This is a genomic window from Vibrio sp. THAF190c (assembly GCF_009363355.1).
GTDB classification, from domain to species: Bacteria; Pseudomonadota; Gammaproteobacteria; order Enterobacterales; family Vibrionaceae; genus Vibrio; species Vibrio fortis_A.
On record NZ_CP045341.1, the window covers coordinates 103386 to 122019 of the forward strand.

Annotated in this window: 16 protein-coding genes; all 16 read left to right on the top strand. The window is 40.0% G+C overall.

Annotation, left to right across the window (positions count from 1 at the left end):
* Positions 1–127 precede the first annotated feature (127 nt).
* The 16 genes from FIV04_RS25700 to FIV04_RS25775 all read left to right on the top strand — a co-directional run bounded on the left by FIV04_RS25700 (position 128) and on the right by FIV04_RS25775 (position 18627).
* Positions 128–772, top strand: a complete 645-nt coding sequence (locus FIV04_RS25700; protein WP_152471258.1) for a hypothetical protein — start codon at positions 128–130, stop codon at positions 770–772.
* A gap of 4 nt (positions 773–776) precedes the next feature.
* Positions 777–1919, top strand: coding sequence for a lambda-exonuclease family protein (locus tag FIV04_RS25705; RefSeq protein ID WP_152471259.1), 1143 nt, complete (start codon positions 777–779; stop codon positions 1917–1919).
* 316 nt (positions 1920–2235) lie between these two features.
* Positions 2236–2880, top strand: coding sequence for a hypothetical protein (locus tag FIV04_RS25710; protein WP_152471260.1), 645 nt, complete (start codon positions 2236–2238; stop codon positions 2878–2880).
* A gap of 187 nt (positions 2881–3067) precedes the next feature.
* Positions 3068–3847 carry a hypothetical protein gene (locus tag FIV04_RS25715; protein WP_152471261.1) on the top strand — a complete coding sequence of 260 codons (780 nt, stop codon included), beginning with the start codon at positions 3068–3070 and terminating at the stop codon, positions 3845–3847.
* Positions 3848–3934: 87 nt separating this feature from the next.
* Positions 3935–6088 carry a DNA topoisomerase gene (locus FIV04_RS25720; protein WP_152471262.1) on the top strand — a complete coding sequence of 718 codons (2154 nt, stop codon included), beginning with the start codon at positions 3935–3937 and terminating at the stop codon, positions 6086–6088.
* A gap of 18 nt (positions 6089–6106) precedes the next feature.
* Positions 6107–6826 (top strand): hypothetical protein, encoded by a 720-nt coding sequence (locus FIV04_RS25725; RefSeq protein ID WP_152471263.1) that lies wholly within the window; start codon positions 6107–6109, stop codon positions 6824–6826.
* Between the two features lie 852 nt (positions 6827–7678).
* Positions 7679–8692: a hypothetical protein gene (locus FIV04_RS25730; protein ID WP_152471264.1), complete on the top strand. Its 1014-nt coding sequence runs from the start codon at positions 7679–7681 to the stop codon at positions 8690–8692.
* Between the two features lies 1 nt (position 8693).
* Complete coding sequence (locus FIV04_RS25735; protein ID WP_152471265.1) at positions 8694–10055, top strand: hypothetical protein; 1362 nt, start codon at positions 8694–8696, stop codon at positions 10053–10055.
* Between the two features lie 2 nt (positions 10056–10057).
* On the top strand, positions 10058–11623 hold the full coding sequence (locus tag FIV04_RS25740; RefSeq protein WP_152471266.1) for a hypothetical protein: 1566 nt from the start codon (positions 10058–10060) through the stop codon (positions 11621–11623).
* A gap of 11 nt (positions 11624–11634) precedes the next feature.
* Positions 11635–12816, top strand: a complete 1182-nt coding sequence (locus FIV04_RS25745; RefSeq protein ID WP_152471267.1) for a hypothetical protein — start codon at positions 11635–11637, stop codon at positions 12814–12816.
* A gap of 2 nt (positions 12817–12818) precedes the next feature.
* Positions 12819–13634, top strand: a complete 816-nt coding sequence (locus FIV04_RS25750) for a hypothetical protein (RefSeq protein WP_152471268.1) — start codon at positions 12819–12821, stop codon at positions 13632–13634.
* A gap of 12 nt (positions 13635–13646) precedes the next feature.
* Positions 13647–15296: a GspE/PulE family protein gene (locus FIV04_RS25755; RefSeq protein ID WP_152471269.1), complete on the top strand. Its 1650-nt coding sequence runs from the start codon at positions 13647–13649 to the stop codon at positions 15294–15296.
* Positions 15297–15299: 3 nt separating this feature from the next.
* Entirely contained in the window at positions 15300–16325 is a 1026-nt protein-coding gene (locus FIV04_RS25760; protein ID WP_152471270.1) for a hypothetical protein, read from the top strand.
* 265 nt (positions 16326–16590) lie between these two features.
* The gene (locus FIV04_RS25765; RefSeq protein WP_152471271.1) at positions 16591–17100 is read left to right on the top strand and encodes a hypothetical protein; all 510 of its coding nucleotides are present in this window, start codon (positions 16591–16593) and stop codon (positions 17098–17100) included.
* A 30-nt stretch (positions 17101–17130) separates the two neighbouring features.
* Complete coding sequence (locus FIV04_RS25770) at positions 17131–17649, top strand: type II secretion system protein (protein ID WP_152471272.1); 519 nt, start codon at positions 17131–17133, stop codon at positions 17647–17649.
* 6 nt (positions 17650–17655) lie between these two features.
* Positions 17656–18627 (top strand): hypothetical protein, encoded by a 972-nt coding sequence (locus FIV04_RS25775; protein ID WP_152471273.1) that lies wholly within the window; start codon positions 17656–17658, stop codon positions 18625–18627.
* The last annotated feature ends 7 nt before the right edge of the window (positions 18628–18634 follow it).

Here is an 18634-nt window from a genome sequence, read left to right on the forward strand (position 1 = left end):
GGGCGTATTCTTAAATACATTTTACTACTTAGTAGTAAACGTCACGTCCGCTTGAGTGACGCTCGAATAGTCGAGTCGCGGATTATAAAACTCATAACCCGAAAGGGTCTAAAAAAGGAATAAAACTATGTCATACGACAGAAAAAAGCGTTTGTTCGCGAAGCTTGTGATTGACCAATTTAAAACGGTCCCTAATAAGCCCAAAGCGAATGATTTTGCCTACGCACAAGAACACAGAAAACTAAGAGAGTTTTCAGAACAGCTCTTTCTTGCTTCTGGTAAGAAAGAGAATTTGTCACCTTCGGACGTTCTATTGGCAATGCACTTGAGTGCTGATAGATCTGATGTGGCCCCCATGCTTAGCTATGTAGCACATCTAGCAATAGGCTCAATGCTAGGGGTAAAATCTACAACGTTTAAAGGCAAGTTTGTCTGTTCTTGTTGTTCTGGAATTTACGAACGTAAAGGTGATAGTTACCAATGTGATACTTGTGGCTATCTTGGAAAAGTCGATCAATATGGCTTTCCTGTATCGCTTCCAGCTAAACAGCCGGTTCGAATGAAGCGTAGACAGTTCCATCAATTGATTAAAGAGATTAAGAGTTTCGGACTATCAATGAAGGACACGTATACTCTAGTTTCATTTGAAGCAAAGGTGCCGTTACCACTTGTTCATGCTGGGCTCTGCACCACCAGTACAGAAATCAATCGACTAATAAGCGGTTGCCAAACAGTACTTAACAATATCCCGAAAGGGTCTATAAAAGGATAATGCAATGAAATTAATAGACTTAGAAATTCTAAATCTAGAACAAGGCTCTGATGAATGGTCGGCTTGGCGTGACTCGGGTTGTGGAGCTAGTGACGTCCGAGTCATAAAAGGAAAATCACCCTATAAAACTCGTTGGCTCCTTTGGGCTGAGAAATTAGGGATTCGACTCCCTGAAGATCTGAGTAGAGACCCTAATGTACAGCGTGGCAATTTTTTCGAGCCTTTAGTCCTAGAGACTGTTGCAATGAAATTAGGTGTTACCATCGATGTTTACTGTGGGTTCGATAAAGATAAGCCTTGGCGCAAAGTTAGCTTTGATGGTGTGATTCGTGGTCTTAACGTACCAGTTGAGATTAAGTGTCCCACATCTAAATCTGGTGAGTGTTCAGAGAGTATTTCAGAAGAAGATAAAGAAACTAGTCGCTTTTGGGACCTAGTTGAGCATGGACAAAAATCAAAACTCTTTGAAGAGCACTATGATCAAGTTCAATATCAAATAGGCATGTTGAATGCACCATACGGCTACTTGGTTTTTTACTTCAGCAAGATAAACAAACTGAAAATCTATAAGGTTATAAGAGATGATAATCTTATCACCGAAAATTTTGAGTTGGTGGATAAGTTCGTTATTGAACATATCCAACCTGCAATACCGCCAGAAAAAGATAAGGAATTAGACTATTACGAACCTACCGAACAGGAACTTGTTGATTGGGATAGTCAGACTTTAGAGTTGATTCAAGTACTCAAAAATGAGCGAAAGCTCATGAAAGAGTTGAGAGAGCTTAAAGATGACAAGAAAAGTCTAACTAGTGATCTAATGAGTAAAGCAAGTGGGTATAAACAACTCATGTTGCATGCTGTAAAGATCAATACAGTTAAGGGCCGAGAGACTTTTCAGTTTGAAGAATTTCTTGCTTCAAAAGGCATTGAAATAACTGAAGAGGACAGAAAAAAATTCACGAAAGTGGGTAAACCTTCTGCTCGAATCTCTATTGTTAAGGACAGTAACTTACTTCAAGAAGTTGAAAACAACGTTATTAACAATCAGAAGAAGGCACTTGCTCAACAGCTATTTGGGTTAAGTGATCCATCCGAGATTGATGAGACGCCGTTAGAAGAACTTGATGACTATTACATTTCTTAATGAAAGAATGTTGCCCTATGCTAAAAAGCATAGGGCATCCCTTTTTAAAATCTATGATTTGCTGTCTATAATAAAGGCTATCAATTCATTGTTTAGCAAAGCGAATGCTAACCAATGGAAAGATTTTGCTACTCAGTAGTGAAAATGTCATAGCAGCTTAGTGACAACCTTTGATGGAAGGTGCTGCACATTAAACTTGATATACCTGAAAAGGTCTAAAAAAGACGAACCACCGGCTAAACTCTTAGCTTATGAGCCTCATGTATTTGAGGCTCACACACCGAACCCGAAAGGGTCTATTTAAAAGGAAATGTCCATGAAAAGTCTGACTAGTAAAACTTCATTGAATCAACTAGCTATCGTTGATTTTGATCTAGATACTGATTTGTCTCAACTAACTCAAGAAAATATGGCTTGGAACATCGTTTCAACATTTGAGAGTGGTAAAGACCTCAGTTGTAATTTGGTATCTGATACGCTTGACCAGCAATCCCAAATCAATATTTCTGCTTTAGACGAAGAAGAGCACCTTGATTTGGATTCTGGACATGTTGAGTGGAACGTAGCTTCAGTTAGGGATATGCAGATAGCTATCGTTGGTGAAGCATCTAATTTGATTAGTAAGTCATATGCTCGCCCTGACAACTTAGAAGATATTTTTGCTTGGGTATTTGATACTGATAGTGAAGATGCTTTTAGCATTAGTGGTTGTGCGATGACTTTAAAGCTGACAACGTACGATCTACAGCGTAGATTCTATCGTCGACTAAAGAGAACTATGAATGCACTGGGCCCCTCAGTAAAACAGCCTAAAAGAGACTTCTATGCGAGACTAGCGAAGAAAGCTCGTACCTGTCTTGCAAAGAACGCAAACTACGTTGTTTGTACTGAAGTCGAGGCTCAGGTGGCAGATATTGAGTCCGAATTTCGACCATCTAATAGCAGTAGACAATTCGAATGATACTGGCATCTAATATGAAAACTCCTTAACAGGAGTTTTTTTTTGCAAAAAATTCAGCCGATGACCGCAATATAAGCGGAAAACTTTAACCTTAAGAGACACATTTGCGTTAAGTGATGTTGAGTTTGGCGATTTCTGACGAGTCTAAGAGGTTGCCTGTTAAGTTCAGCCATATCCGGAGGTATTAATGCAGAAGCGATATTATGAGGAAGTATCACAGCTATTTAGCGCTATAAATGAAATGGAACATCATTATGAAACAGCTGATTCTCAGCAAAGCCTCATAGTATATAAAAAGGTAAAGCACCTTCTAAAGCAGTTCGTTCCTAGCTTTCATACACGAACCGAATCGGGCTGTGTTTCGCGTTGTGATGCTCTCTACGAGGATTATTTTAAAACTAGAAGCCTACGAAAAGTACAGTTCGAATTTGAATGCAAACCTGAGAGTGCGAAGGATCGCACCCGCTTGGTTGCGTTATGTTTCGCTACAACTAGTGAAGGAGACTGGCACTGCTTCACAATGAACCCATTAACAAAGAATTCGATCATCATTAGTTTTCAGGAAGAAGAACTTGAGAAGGTTTTGGATGAGGTCTTGATCTTCCAGTCCGAAAACTTTCAGTTGTCCAACGCACACTTCATTCCGTTGAATGAAAGCAATGTTCTCGATGACTACATCCTAATATATGGGAAATATTTTTATCTGTACAAGAGTCGTGAGGATGGTGGTTATAAGATGCCAAAGGGCTTGGGGCTCGACCATAAAGCTTTCGAAAAGTATCTAGCTAAGAAGTCTAAAAACCCACAGATCGGTGCATTTAAAGAACTTGAGTCCCCAGTTATGTATCTTTTAAGAGAGTACGAAAGGCTTGGTAGAGAGGTAGACTCTCCGGGAGGAGTTGAACATATAAAAGCCGTAGAAAATAGCTTCAATAGCAAGTACGAAGATTATCTCAATGTAGTTTGATTGGAATTCAAAGATAACTCTTTTCATATTCTAGAGCTCTATAAACGGCATAAGCTAATTCTGATTACCAGAAGAGGCGAATTTTTCATGGATTTATATGTATGCGAGAAACCCGAAGTCGCAAAGCATCTATCTGCAGTTCTTTCAAATAACCCCAAAAAACTGGATGGTTACTTTGATTGTGGAAACGGTGTAATAGTTACTTGGGCTATTGGCCATCTTTTAGCACTAAAAGACCCAGAAGACTTCGACCCTACATATAAGAAATGGGACCTTGCTCATTTGCCTCTACAGTATGGGATAGAGTACAAGCCGAACCCAAAGACACGAGGGCAACTCAAGACAGTAATGCGGCTTCTAAAGCAGGCAGACCGTATTTATGCATCGACAGATATTGATGCTGCAGGACAATCAATTTCTGACGAGGTTATGGAGTATGTTGGTATTAATCCAGCAAGTGCATACAGGGTTCTTATTGATGACAATAATCCGCAAAAACTTGCAAAAGCGCTATCAAATGTGAAATCAAATGCCGACTACCAGACTCTTTTCTATCAAGAGAAGGCAAGAAGCATTGCTGACCAAAGGCTAGGATATAATTTGACTCGCCTTTTATCTTGTCAGGCGCAAAAGCAAGGGTTTATGAAAACTCTCTATGTAGGACGTGTTCAAAGTGCCATTTTAGGATTAGTCGTTCGAAGAGAATTATCACGTAAGAACCATCAAAAGAGCTTTTACTACAACGTTACCGGCGAGTTTGTGACAAGTGTAGGAGCTTTTCAAGCTAAGTTGAAACTTGATGAAAATCACCTATTTGATGTTGATGAAAAGGGACGATTGAGTAATAAACAGCAGGTAGGCTTATTAACTCAGTCTTTGCATGGACGCTCAGCGGTACTTACTACAGTTGAGAATAAACAGACACAAGACTCAGCACCATTGCCTTTTGATTTGCTAACTCTTCAAGTGGAGTGTAGTAGGTATTTTGGTATGTCACCGGACGAAGTTCTTGATTACACACAGAAACTACGTGAGGGGCCGTACTATGCAATTACTTATAATCGTTCAGACTGCCGTTATTGTCCTGACGAAGCTTTTTCTGAGGCTCCTGAAGTTATATCTAACTTGGCGAAAACAGGCCTTCTGGCTCCCCTTACTGAACACTGCAACCCAAGCATAAAGTCCAGAGCATTTAACAGTTCTAAAACGGGGGCTCATGGTGGGATTATTCCTACTGGAAGTGTCGCGGGTTTTGAAGAAATGCCAGAGGAACTTAAGGTTGTTTTTTTACTCATTTGCAGAAACTATCTGATCCAGTTCTATCCTAAAAGAGAGCGCCATATAACTGAGTATCAATTTTTAGTGGAAAGCGATAAAGGTACAGAGCATTACTTCAACGGGCGAAGTCAGTCTGTCATAAATCCAGGGTGGTCGGTTGTCTTTCAAAATGACGCGGAAAGCGATGAGGCTGCTTTAGACGATGTGGGACTGAATAGTGCGTCACAATTGCAACAAGGTGAGTGTATCAACAGCTGTACTGTAGAGTCGCAGGAAAAAGAGACTAAGCCATTACCAAGTTATACCAACACTACTCTATTGAAAGATTTACAGAATACAGCCAAATACATAACTGACCCAAAAATTAAGGCATGGATGCTAGAAAAAGATGCGGATAACTCTGAGCAAGGGGGAATCGGAACTGCAGCAACACGTTCTGGAATCTTGAAGGGCTTATTCGACAATCGGTTTATTGAAAAGGTTAACAGTAAGGTCTTGCCCACTGAAGAAGGCAACTTACTATATCAGTTGTTACCTGAACGAATAACGAGCCCGGAAACCACTGCGATTTGGTCCCACTTTTTCAAATCTATCGGTGAAGGAAGTATGGATATAGGTACCTTCCTGACTGAGGTCGATAGAACGATTGAGGCGGAAATTCAGAACGTCAAACGTCAAGGGCTAAACATCCCAAAAGAGTTAATTCCAAAGACACAAACTGCTAAATGTCCTCATTGCAAGCAGGATGGAATGAAACTGATCAATGGAAAGTTCGGAGCATTTTGGACTTGTTCAAATTGCGAGAAAACAGCACCAGACTTAAACGGTAAACCATTCAAGAAATCCTGTCCAGAATGTCGTAAACCGTTAAAAGTAACTAAGCCTAAAGATAAGAAAAAGAAGCCATTCATTAGCTGTTCTGGGTACAAAACCGACGGTTGTACCTATAAAGAATGGACTTAAGTGCCACGGAGATAGATTGTGCTTTTGAAGATTAAATCAGAGTTCTTTAACCCTTTTGTATCAGATAGTTTGAAGATCATTTCTTACGGTTACCTTATAGAAGAAATGATCAAGTCAGGAATTAAATCTGGTATTGAGTATCAACAAGTACGGCATCGTACTAATGCCAATGAGTTCGATTTATCGTGTTACTACTGGGACAACATTGGACTGCATACGTACGATGCACTCTCTTATGTAACCAGTCTAGAAAAGGATAGGTTAACATTCATGGAGTCTCCACCAATGCCGCCTAAACTTGGAATGAAATTGGTGGGGCTTAAGTTTGATAGTGATTCTAATATTGAGCTGCGCGTTAATGAGCTAGTCTCAAGCGTCAGTACCGAATTCCTCGATATAATCATACGCCTTGAGCTAAAACCTGACTTGGATTACGGTTCATTCTCCAAGTTGTCAGTTAGTCCTCTAAACTTAGATGATGTCTTTGAAGTTGTATTAGAACTCAACTTATACGACTCAAATAGAGACCTATTGATCGAACAGTATGAGACTCTACTAGAATACGCCTTCCATAATGGCTTTAGAACTCCAAAAACTATCCGACAACCATCTCGAATGATTAAGTTATTAGGTCGAGTTAAAGGGATGTTTTTACAAAACAGTAAAAAACCAGATATTCAACAAATTAGTTGTAAGTCAGACTTTAGTACTCTGGCTAGCAACTGGTTCGTTGCATAGACATAAATGAATGTGAAAAAAGCGGCCTATCCTTCTAGTTAAAGGGTAGGCCGCTTTTTTTACAAAAACTGCTTCATTGACACTGATGATAGGTATACGTGTAGTAAGTCTCTGTTCTGCAATCCCTACCCCCGTCGCGGCCTCCACCAGTACATTGGCGTCGAGTGTTCAACTTTTCTAATCTAGCGAAACTATCAATGATGGTACAAGAACCTAGAGAAGAAATATTAAATACAGTTTCACCGCTTGGAATTGTGGAATAGTAACGTACCCAACTACCGAGTGTTGGTTCAGGGTTCGCACTTACGATTTCATCAATTGCAGTGTTAGATCCTGTTGTTCTTGATAGGTCAATGGACGGTGAGCCCGTTGCGTTGGTTATATCGATTGCTAGAGGTTGACCACTTGCTTGGTCGAGTTTAAATCTCGGCTTGTACTCATCACTACCAAGTGAGTTAGTTACAAAGCCTGGGTCACCTATTGATGAGTTAACTCCATCTTGAATTAAATCATAGCCTCTGGCACTTCCATTGCTTTTTATATCAGATACGCCAGCAATGACCGAAGTAGAAAGAATGAGAGAGAGTGCAACAAAGAGATGTTTTTTAGGGGGGTGTCATGCGATTTCCTCATGTAAATAAGTTAAGGGTGATTAGTAACTTAGGTTTAATGAGCGATATGTTTCGCATGTGTAAATAAAATAAAGTAGAACAATGCGACGGTCAATTGTATTCGTATGCAAAGAGTTCAATAAATTCTAAATCAATTCCATTAGACCGCTTTTTTGGCATCGAATGTTTGGGGGCTCATTGTGAACTGCGTCATGTAGGGAAACAGGGAGTTCTTAAACATATGAATAGAGTGACAGTATTAATTTCAATGGCGTTATTGGCCGGTTGTGAAAGCACCCCAATGCCACCTATTGGAATAGATCCTATAGAAGATAAAACCATAAATGGTTATCCAGATATTACTTACCCCAAGCTAAGTGTATTGCAGGATTCGCAGATGGTTATGGCGTCTAACAATCTAGCAGACGCTATTGGTGTTGAGTTTGTAGAGTGGTCTAAAGACTTAAACCCGTATGACCACTATGCAGTGCGTAATATGACGATTCGTTTAACTTACGAAGACCCACAAGTAGCATTTTTAGACTTATTTGACCGCTCTGGTCTTTTACCTGTTTTTGATAAGGGCACAAATACAGTCAATATTCTTCCATATTCGTTTAATGACCGATTGAACGTTCCCCATATCTTCACGCCAAAATTTAAGAGAAGTCGTCAGCAGAAAGAAGCTGTGTACAGAACATATCAAGAAGACTTAGCTAAGCAAAAAAAAGCTGTCGAGTATAACTACTACAAGGGTTACACAGTAAGAGAGACTTTATCTGCATGGGCTGAGCATAGTGGATATGACGGCTCTATTTACTTTTTTAAAAGCCGTCCGCATCGCGAGTTCTTTAATTCATTACTTGTCAAAAATGACAGCACTATTGCTCGAAACAACATTGAGGTAATGAAGGAGTTCATTGCTGATGAGTTAGATCGACAAAACGTGAATATTCCGATTTCAGTAACAAAGGATGAAGCAACAAACAAAGTGATTTTTCACCCATTTAGCAAAGGGGAAAAAGTAGAAGCGTTCGAAGTTCATACCACTACTGTAAAAGACAACCTTCGTCGAATTGCTGACCACTTTGGCTACCGTCTTGTTTACCAAGCAACCGACTACCGAATCGATACTGAATTTACCACTGTTTTAACAAACTACATAAAGCCAACTGTAGATGCGTTCCTGCACCAATACCCATTAAGTGTTGATCCAGTCGAATCTTCAAAAGAGCTGATTATCAGAGGGAAGTAAAATGCCTAACCATAACAAAAAGGTAATAAGCACAGCTATTGCATTAGCACTATTGGTTGGCTGTTCAAACAATCAGAAACAGGCGGTTAAGCCTAGTGAAAATTCGTATTTGAACCAAGTACAGGTTAATGAACTGGTACCTATTGAAGAGCCAACACAAATGTACAGTAGCTCTTTTGCGCCAAAGTCTAACCAGTATTACAGCCAAAAAACTACTGGTTCAGACCACTCGATGGCACAAATGCCCTTCGTTGAAGGCCGAGTACACACGAGTTCATATAATCATCAACCAGAACTTGCACCGGCAGTTACGGCCGTTCAACGTGTAGATCATACATCTCTAAGTATGAATCAAACTCAAATCGATCAGGCTGGATATTTCATTGGTAACTGGCCTAGTAAGCCTAGTCAGCGAACTGTAAGAGCTTTCACTACAGAAGAGAGCGATTCATACAAAGACACGATATCTCGATGGCTTGTTATGGAGGGTTATTTATCAACTATTTATGTTCTTAGTGATGAGGTGAACGAGACACTTTCTGAAGATGTCGAAAAGTCTGCGACTTACTATGACACTCTCCCGACGGCATTAAACCAAATCGGTAGTGACGCTTCTATGAAGGGGGTCGACTTCAAATCTAGTTTACCCAAAGACTTTAAGTTGTACGTGTCATTAAACAATGCCACTAGGACAGCGACAATCTACTCAGTGAACAATGCTCTGGAAATCCATCATCAAGGCAACCCAGTTGATACGAAATTAGTAGAGCCGGAGCAATCTTATCAATTGTTTAAAGGTGAGTCGTATGAACAAGCGCTTTACCGATGGATTGGGGATGTTGGCTACCATAAATATGGAAAGCTTGTTAACAAGGATGTTGAGAAAGTCCTAGCGCAAAAGGTTATTCATAGTGATGTTGTTAATGAGGACTTCGCCAAGGCAACCACTTTATTGATGCTTCAGGCGGTAGAACAAGCCCGCAAGTCTGAATTAAACGAGAGAGATGGGTTTATCAGTGATCTAGGAAAAGACGAGCTAGAGGTACACCTATTTCTAAACGATATAAAACATGAAGCGATCATCACTTCAAGTAACCAGCCTGTAACTATGTTCACAGTCAGTAAGGGGTCTTTGAAAGATAACTTTCATCGACTTGCTAATGCTTATGGCTGGAACAAGAACATAGAAAACCTCGACGCCCACTTCATGGCGCAAGACTATGAGATTGATTTTTCTTACCCAATCATCTCTGAAAAAGGAAACATTCAACGAGCACTAACGGAGTTGCTTGATGGTTTCCCTAACCTACGCGGTGCAATCGTACCTTCAACCCGAACAGCTTATGTAGTTAAGGAGAACTAAGCATGGATTTGAAAAAACTAGTAGCAGCGCTCTTCGCGACTACGGTCTTATCGGCTTGCTCAACGTTAGAAGTACCTGGGGAATTCAGAGCGATTGCGAAGGAGCAAAAGCGATCGATAGATCAAACATTACAGGAAAACAAATTTCAAAAGGTTGTCGTATTAGATCGTCCACCTCAACAGATCAAAGAGGTTGATAACTCTTATCGTCCAGATTGGTTAGACGAAAGTACGAAATTAGCTTCTGAAGAGTTACCGCTAACACTTTTAATTAAAGAAATCGTTGGATACGACATAAAAATTAGATACGGCGAGGGTGTTGAGCCAAGTAAGTTGGAAAGCCTCTTCTTCGAAGGGACTAAAGAAGAAGCATTGAACGTTTTAGCTTTAAAGGTCAACTACGGAATAACGGTTGTAGAAGGGGTAGTAAAAATTGATAAATTCGTATCAAAAACGTTTGATCTGCCGACCACAATAGGTACAAACAACTTCCAAATTGGCTCGAACTCTGGCGGTGGTAGCTCATCCGATAACGATAAAGCTGCGAGTGGTGAGATTGCTACAACTGGCTCTGGCGATGGTCAATTTTCACATTCAAAGGCAGAAAGCTACAACTTAACTGAGCAAATTTTCAACGGTATCAATAAGATGCTAACTGGAGAAAAAAATATCACAACTGGTGGTGACGATGTTAGCCAAGTAAGTACGTCAAGTGTAGCAAGTCCAACCCTTGGGTATGTGGAAAAAATTGAAGGTGTCTCAAGTATCATAGTTCGAACTTCACCTTCAATGATGTTGATGGTAGAGCAATATGTAAAAGATATGGTCGACCAATTAACGCAAGTTGTTTCTTTGGAAGTTGTGGTTCTTGAATACCAAAGAGATGAAGGTGCAGAAATTGGTATCGATGTAGATGCAGTTAAAAATAACGGCAAGTACAGTCTCGGATTCGACTTAACCTCGCCTACTTTTGCAGATGCGATTGACACCATCGGGTTAGGTTTAAAAGCAAATGAAGGCAGCTGGTCCGGCTCAGAAATGCTAATCAATGCATTGCGAATGACGGGCGATGTTTCGGTAACAACCCATAATCGCGTAGCAGCTTCTAATCATATGGCGCAAGAGATAGATCTTAGTTCAATTCAATCCTATTTCGCATCAGTAAAGGTGACCTATGAAGGTAGTGATAACGATAATCCAACGACATCAATCGAAACTGGTGAAGTACGCGATGGTGTAAAAATGTTGGTAGTGCCTAACATCCAAGAAGACAAAGTATTCCTGAAACTAAATGGTGTCTTGTCTAAGGTACTGAGACTTGAAGAGCAAACTGTTGAAAATGTAACGGTGATCAGCCCAAGAACTCGTCAAGCACGTTTCAATATTTCTGGGTCATATGAATACAACAAACCATTTGTTGTTGCTCATATGCGACAAGAGACAAATGAAGCTAACAAGAGTGAGTACTTAGACGCTACATTCGGCAAATCAGGCACACAAAGAATAACAGATACGTTAGTTGTCCTAACTCCGCGAAAAGTCCACACAAACTCAATTGACTACCGTTAAGTGAGTGAATTATGAATTTGAAAGTACAGCAAATAGCGGTTTCCGGAGAAGAAGATAGAAAGGCCAAGCTAGCCAAGATGCGCAGCTCGGTAAAGAACAATTACGACTTAGCAATTGATTACGAAGAAAGTATTGTTCGGTATTCCGCAGATAAACCCGGTCCAATCCTTCCGCAAATTTATTTAGACAAGATTAAGTCAGAGTACGAATCGTACTCTGAATCAGGGAAGTTAATCATACTCCTTAAGCAGACTGATACGTCATTGATGTTAGTTAGCTGTGCTCAATGGGAGGTTTTTGCTCTGGATACAGTCCTTGTCGATAAGCTTGAGAGCGCAATAAGGAAAAGGGTACCAGTCTTTGTTACCGAGGACATTGAACTCTCTAATGATCTGAAAATCGATCCAATAGTAATACCGTTAATTGAAGACCGCGAATTAAAAAATAGTCCTCATCAACTCAAAGATAAATATAACAAGACCTTAGTAAAGCGGCTTAAAACAGCTGGTGGAATTGCTATCACTTCTTTAGTCCTAGCCTTGTGGATGTTCTCTGGGGAAGAAGAGGAAGCAGTTGTTGAACCAGTAGAGAAAATTATTCAGGTTAAAAAACACCGTAAAGACAACTTTTACGAATATCGAAAAACAATGGTTAATCGGGTTTTATATGAAGACATATTCGAAGCTGTTGTAACAGCCACCCTTTTGGCTTCAAAAATTCCTGAGAACTGGGAAATAGATGAGGTTTTCTTTGATACCGGGAATGTATACGCGCAGATCAAGCACCTACAAGGTGAGACTACGCAATTGAAGTACTTTAGAGACTCCATTCAGAACGGCCGATTTATAACAATCAATGGTCAAAAGGCAGTCTTTCAATATCCCATAATTCAACCATCTTGGTTTAAGTGGACAAAGCACAAGTCCAATTTTGTAGATACTCGCGACCAGTTTATGGACTTGATGATTAGTTTAGGCGGGAAAATGAGGTCAAACGAACCCGTATATAACTTAGATCACACAACGCAGTTGGTGTCTTTCTACTTTGAGGGGGTGTCTGTGGCTTACCTTGAAGTCTTTAACTATATCTTTGAAAACAAACCGATTTTTGTTGAAAAACTTAATATTAAACCATTAGAAAACAACAAAACGATCATAAACATCGAACTAACAGCAACGATAATTGGAGTATAACCATGACTGATAAAGAAAAGAAAATCCTACCATTTATGGTTCTAACCCTCTTAAGTCTCGGCGCAGCGGGTATTTATTGGATGTTTTTCTATAAACCAGTTGTACCGTATGTGCCGCAGAAAGCAGAACAGGTATCTCAACAGTTGCTACCGCCTACAGGTGAATCCCAATCTATCGAAAACATTTCTAAAAATGAAAGCGCAGCGCTTCTTAGTGGCGGCGCAACACTTGCGGAAGTCCAGAATTTTAAAACATACGAATACACAGACAGTGAAGGGAATATAGTTCAGGAAATTCTTGAGCCTGCGCCTATTACCGTTGACTCAAGTAATCATCTACTCGTTAGCGACGATAACAAGCGCATTATGAATATTCTCAGGGAAAACATGCTTCTTGAGTTACAAGCCAAGAACGAGAAGTTAAAGGCAGCCAAGAAGTTAAACCAACTTCAAATTACTGGTGAGGTAGTTCCAACGAATGTTAACGGCAATTTCATTCCAGTGCCTAATGTTGATACTTCAGGTTTTACGGAGTTGGAAACTACTAAACCTTTACTTTCAAGCGCTTCGATACACGACTCAGACATATCAGAGGAGTTTTCTAGAATTACATTGGCGTCGTTAACGGTTACGGAAAGAAAGGGCATGGAAAACGAGGTTTCGGCTTGGGTTCGATACGATAAAAAGTTGTTTAGAGCAACAGTTGGGAGAAAGCTTGGAGATTTTGTAATCAAAGACATAAATGAGTCCAATATCTCAATTAGATATGTTCCTGCCAATGTAACCAAGAAACTTGGCCACAGCGGTTTTGAAAGCTAAGGAGGGCGGTAAATGGAAGCTAAGACTATTGATTATGTCGAAGGTATTTGTAAAGACGAGAAGTTAAGAGATTTAATTTGTGAGTCAGAAACATGTTACATCAATAATGATGGATACCTATGTGGTTATAAGAATGAAAACGAGTTTGACTACTCTGATATTGAGAAAGCCGTAAAAAATTCTGAAAAAGCATTTGATGGAGTTTTCTACGGTGTTCAACCTAAATTCATACTCGTATCGGAAACTGAAGTTAGGGACGCGGTTCTAAAGATAAAATCAATTTCATCAACCTCAGTTGAATCCGAAAAAGCATTAAGTGACTCAGACGCGAAATTACGTCTTCAACGTGTTTTAGAACAAGCCATCGCGAATGGTGCTTCAGACGTCCATATTCGTTTAAGCAATAAGCATGGCACATCAGAGTTAAGTCAACGAAAAGACGGCGAGTTCATTGATTTGATGCCAAATCAAACCTTAAAGTATGGTGAAGAGCTCTGTCGTTACGCAGCTACAGCAATTGGTGGACAACAAGCCTTTTCTATGGAGACACAGGTAGATGCAACATTCGAAATTATGCTTGATGTATCTGAAGTCGACTCAAAGGGCTCAAAAGTTACTTTGAGCAAGACGACTAAGTGGCGTTTATCTCAAATTAAAATTGATGATGGCAGTAAAGTAACTATCCGTGCTCTACAGATTGGTGCTGAAAAAATACTGACACTTAAACAGTTAGGTCTATCTAAAGGGCATATAGACGCTTTTGTTAAGATCGTTAATTCGGCACAAGGAGCACTCTTAATGAGTGGGCCTACAGGTTCAGGTAAGACAACTACCATAAACGCGGGCTTAAGTACGATTAAATCTACGAAGGTTGTACACTCTCTAGAGGATCCAGTTGAATTCCTAAGACAAGGGAAAAACAACTTTTCTACAGCTGTCAACGAAGACTTTACTGATAAGAAAACAAAAAAGAAAACGAAGAGCTTCCAGCATTATGGAAAAGTCCTTTTGCGTCACGACACAAACTGTCTTTATTTTGGAGAGGTAAGGGATAAAGAGGCAGCAGCTATATTTATGAGATTGGCTACTACCGGTCAGGTTATGGTTGGGACCATTCACTGTAACTCAGCTATCTCCATTATAACAACTATCGCAGAGCAGCTAGGCGTACCCGTTTCACAGCTTGCTGCTCCAGGTATCATTAAAGGGTTGGCGCACCAAAGGTTAGTAAGAACACTATGCCCTGATTGTAAAATCCCACATGAGAAAGCCAATGAATACTTCGATAGAGACAGTTCTTTAGAGCAAGCATACGAAGATGTAGAAAAAATGAGACTACAGCAAGATGTAGATGTAAGTGGAGTATATTACCGTAACTCGCATAGCAACTGCACAACTTGTAAAGGCTCGGGCGAAAAAGGTCGAACAGCTCTATTTGAACTCATCTTGGTTGATGCAAAAGCCAGAGAATTTATAAGAGAGCTGAAGTTGAATGAATGGTTAGAACACTTGAAAGAGCAAGGGTTTCCTAGCCTTCGAGATCATGCTCAATCCAAATTAACTTCTGGCGTATTAGACTACCGCTCCATCATTGAAGAGGTAGATGGGCTTGTCGAGGAAAAAGTTGAGCACTCTTATCAACAAATGCGAGTCATGGAGTAAATAATGGAGATCGGATTTTTAGATAATCTTACCTACAAACTTTCATCTACTGAAGACAAAATGCATTTGCTTGAAGATATCGCGTTTTTACTTGATCAAGATATGCCTAGTGTTGATATAGCAATTGACCTTAAAAAAGGGTCGGGGTTTGAAAAGGTTATTGGCAAAAACATGGAAATTGCCATTGAAAACTCACAGCCACTAGATGTCGTTTTTAAACCTCTTTTATCACCAACGACTTTGCAAACTCTAAAGGCGGGTATCAATAATGGTGATACCAGTAAGGGTTTTAAAGAGGCCAGTAGAGCTTTACAACTTAATGAAGGGTTGTTTGGAAAATTAGTCTTCTCATTCATTATCCCGGTATTCAAAATTGTGCTTGTAATGATGGCTGTAGGCTTTATTGGACAATACATTTTCTCTCAACTTGTTGAAATTCAACCCTATAAGAAATGGGATTTTTTCTCACGGTTCATGTATGAGTACACTGGGTTTGTTGCTGGAAACTGGATACAAATCGTAAGTGGAGTAATAGCTTTCTTTGTGCTTGTTTGGTTTATCACAACTAAACTTGTAGGGCCTCCTCGTGCTTTCATAGATAAACTACCGTTTTTTAAGCAGTACCGAATCTTGAATGGAGGTTTAACTCTAAGTAGCTTATCCACGTTGATAAACGCTGATGAACCATTGTTAGACAGTGTTCAGTTTTTACAGAAAAATTCTAATTTCTATACTAGATATCACCTATCAAAAATTGAAGACAACATTCATAAGTCTCAAGGCGTTCTGGGCGAGACTTTAGATACAGGCATGATCAATGAACGAGATATCCACCGTTTAAGTAGAAGCATTCCTGATTCAGAAATAGGAGATCGATTACTACTTTCTGCTCAAAGTCATAATACTATTTTGGAGCGCCAAATTAGTAATCTTCAAAAGTTGACTAAACTAATATTCATGGTCTTCTTTATTGGGTCACTGCTGACTTTGTTCGTGTCTATTTTTATGGTCGCACTTTCAATTAACTAATTTCTCCCATTTAAGCCTGAGCAATACATGCTCAGGTTTTCATTTCCAACGTATCTTGATTTAAAACGTAGTGCCTATTCTCAGCACAACGAACCACTTCCAGACCATTGAGTAATGCCCTCTGCACTACGTCGATTCAACAAGCTATGACATTCATAAAATATTCGACTTTACCGCTTTTTTGGCATTGAAAAGGGGAGGGGTTATGTCAAAAGGCGTTTTTATGTATGAAAGCCACTAAAAGCACTGTTAAAAGGAGAAATGCATGAACATGGCTAAAACAGAAACTCAACACTCAAACCGTCGTAAAGGGGTAACACTAGTAGAAATTGGTCTAGCTGTTGTTGCAGGTATCGTTATATTGGCTGTAGGTATTTTCGGCTGGACCGAAATTCAATACCGATTAGCAAAACAAGACGTTGTGCGTGATGTTACAGAAATTAATTCAGCAGCCGATTCTTGGAAGTCATTTCGTCCTGGGTATACAGGCGTATCTATGACAGTCCTATGTGCGGCGGGGCAGCAATCGATCAGTCAAACAACTTGTGGTGGTGTTGGTGGTACAGGTGCAAACACAAACCCATTTGGTGGTTCATACACAATTGCTGTTGCAGCTAATGTAATGCAAAAGACGATTGTTGTAACAGGGTTACCAACTGAGCGTGTTAACGATATTGGCGATACGTTAGCGCCACTAACTGCTGATGCGTGCCAATCAGTAACAGGCTGCGGCACCATCGATGTTACGGGTGGCACAGTTACTTTGACGATGTAGCTCTGTAATTAATAGTTGATTGAGGCGCTTATGATAAAGAAGCAAAAAGGCGTTACCTTAATACAGACCGCTTTAGGGGTTTTAGTAATTTCTATCCTCTTGGTCATAAGCGTTTCTCAATCGAAAAAAATCCTCGATGACACATTACGAAAGCAAGAACTTCAAGTGTTCTTTGATGACATTTATGTCGCTGCAAAACTTAATTACTTTAATGAGGTGAATACCAACGGCTCTTGTTTTACAACAGTACCTACCGCTACAAATGGTACAACTCTAATAGCTATTGGAATGTTAGATGCCCAATGGTCAACTCAACGTTTCTTTGACCCTGTAAGAACGACAGTTACTTACCGTTCTGGTTCTGCTATTGGCTTTGTCGACACCATAGATATCGTAGTTCCATTAAATGAAACTGCGACACAAAGTTACTCCCAACTCCCTTTTTTCACTTTCAGTGATGATGATGAAGTGCGTTTTACTCGAAAGATAGATTTTAAACGAACAGCATTTTCATTACTTCATATAGATACTAATTTATGTAACGGATAACTCGGAATGAATAGACAACCATCACTAAGGAAAAAGCAAAAAGGTGATCTTTTAGTAAATGTCGCTCTTGGTCTTATTGTTCTGATTGTCATTGCCGTTTCTGGAGCTAGGGTTCTAAGAAACCTAAAGCAAGAACAGTTAGCGAACATTGCCGTTAACCGGATTATGACTGTTCAAGATGCAGCCCAACGCCATTTTATGGAGTCTGTTTTGAGTGGGAGTGCACCAGATTCTTTAAACAATTACCCATTAAATATAAACGAGCTAATTGCCGACGGGTACATCGACGCGTGTTCGGATGCAAACGAAGTAGCAGGGTTATGCCTTAATCAAACGAAACTGCCATGGGTAACTGCTGGTAATGCAGATGTTGTATTGAATTTAGTTCGATTTTCCGATCCAGCCGACAACTATCCTGCATTTCGACTCTCATTTGATATATCGAATATTCAGCCCATTAGATTTCGAAATGTCGTCCGCTCAAAACTAATTGAAATCCCAAATTACACTGAGGCCGGTGGCGTTGTTACGATCACTTTCACTAGACCGGGTACCGCAGTGACAATGGACAGCCTAGTAAGCCGTGATGGTTCAGATCCTATGACTGCTGATTGGGATTACGGTGGATTCTATTTAGACAATGTTCGAGATATTTCATTCACTGGACTTACCGATCGTACGGCTTTAACCGGGACAGTAAAAGTTGGCTCTCTAGTAACATCCGGTGCTACCGGCACCTCAGTAACCAAGCCAACTTGTCCAACAGATTATCAACCACGAATTGAAGTTGCTGTTAAGGGTATTACAGCAACAGGTTCAGATCTTCCATATAACTTAAAAGCTGTTGCTGCGTGGGCTGTTGATAATGGAGTCGATTGGTTGGTTCGTTATCGTGCTACAGGGGAAGATGTAGATGGTGTTAAGACCTACTTCGATGATGGCGCAGTTACCTATTTTACTTGGTGTGATTTTATCTAAGAGACAA

Excerpts from the sequence above, each read along its gene's own strand:
- FIV04_RS25765 (WP_152471271.1), top strand. The coding sequence starts at position 16,591 with ATGAACATGGCTAAAACAGAAACTCAACACTCAAACCGTCGTAAAGGG.
- FIV04_RS25710 (WP_152471260.1), top strand. The coding sequence starts at position 2,236 with ATGAAAAGTCTGACTAGTAAAACTTCATTGAATCAACTAGCTATCGTT.
- FIV04_RS25760 (WP_152471270.1), top strand. The coding sequence starts at position 15,300 with ATGGAGATCGGATTTTTAGATAATCTTACCTACAAACTTTCATCTACT.
- FIV04_RS25715 (WP_152471261.1), top strand. The coding sequence starts at position 3,068 with ATGCAGAAGCGATATTATGAGGAAGTATCACAGCTATTTAGCGCTATA.
- FIV04_RS25720 (WP_152471262.1), top strand. The coding sequence starts at position 3,935 with ATGGATTTATATGTATGCGAGAAACCCGAAGTCGCAAAGCATCTATCT.
- FIV04_RS25735 (WP_152471265.1), top strand. The coding sequence starts at position 8,694 with ATGCCTAACCATAACAAAAAGGTAATAAGCACAGCTATTGCATTAGCA.
- FIV04_RS25700 (WP_152471258.1), top strand. The coding sequence starts at position 128 with ATGTCATACGACAGAAAAAAGCGTTTGTTCGCGAAGCTTGTGATTGAC.
- FIV04_RS25705 (WP_152471259.1), top strand. The coding sequence starts at position 777 with ATGAAATTAATAGACTTAGAAATTCTAAATCTAGAACAAGGCTCTGAT.
- FIV04_RS25730 (WP_152471264.1), top strand. The coding sequence starts at position 7,679 with ATGAATAGAGTGACAGTATTAATTTCAATGGCGTTATTGGCCGGTTGT.
- FIV04_RS25755 (WP_152471269.1), top strand. The coding sequence starts at position 13,647 with ATGGAAGCTAAGACTATTGATTATGTCGAAGGTATTTGTAAAGACGAG.
- FIV04_RS25770 (WP_152471272.1), top strand. The coding sequence starts at position 17,131 with ATGATAAAGAAGCAAAAAGGCGTTACCTTAATACAGACCGCTTTAGGG.
- FIV04_RS25775 (WP_152471273.1), top strand. The coding sequence starts at position 17,656 with ATGAATAGACAACCATCACTAAGGAAAAAGCAAAAAGGTGATCTTTTA.
- FIV04_RS25750 (WP_152471268.1), top strand. The coding sequence starts at position 12,819 with ATGACTGATAAAGAAAAGAAAATCCTACCATTTATGGTTCTAACCCTC.
- FIV04_RS25745 (WP_152471267.1), top strand. The coding sequence starts at position 11,635 with ATGAATTTGAAAGTACAGCAAATAGCGGTTTCCGGAGAAGAAGATAGA.
- FIV04_RS25740 (WP_152471266.1), top strand. The coding sequence starts at position 10,058 with ATGGATTTGAAAAAACTAGTAGCAGCGCTCTTCGCGACTACGGTCTTA.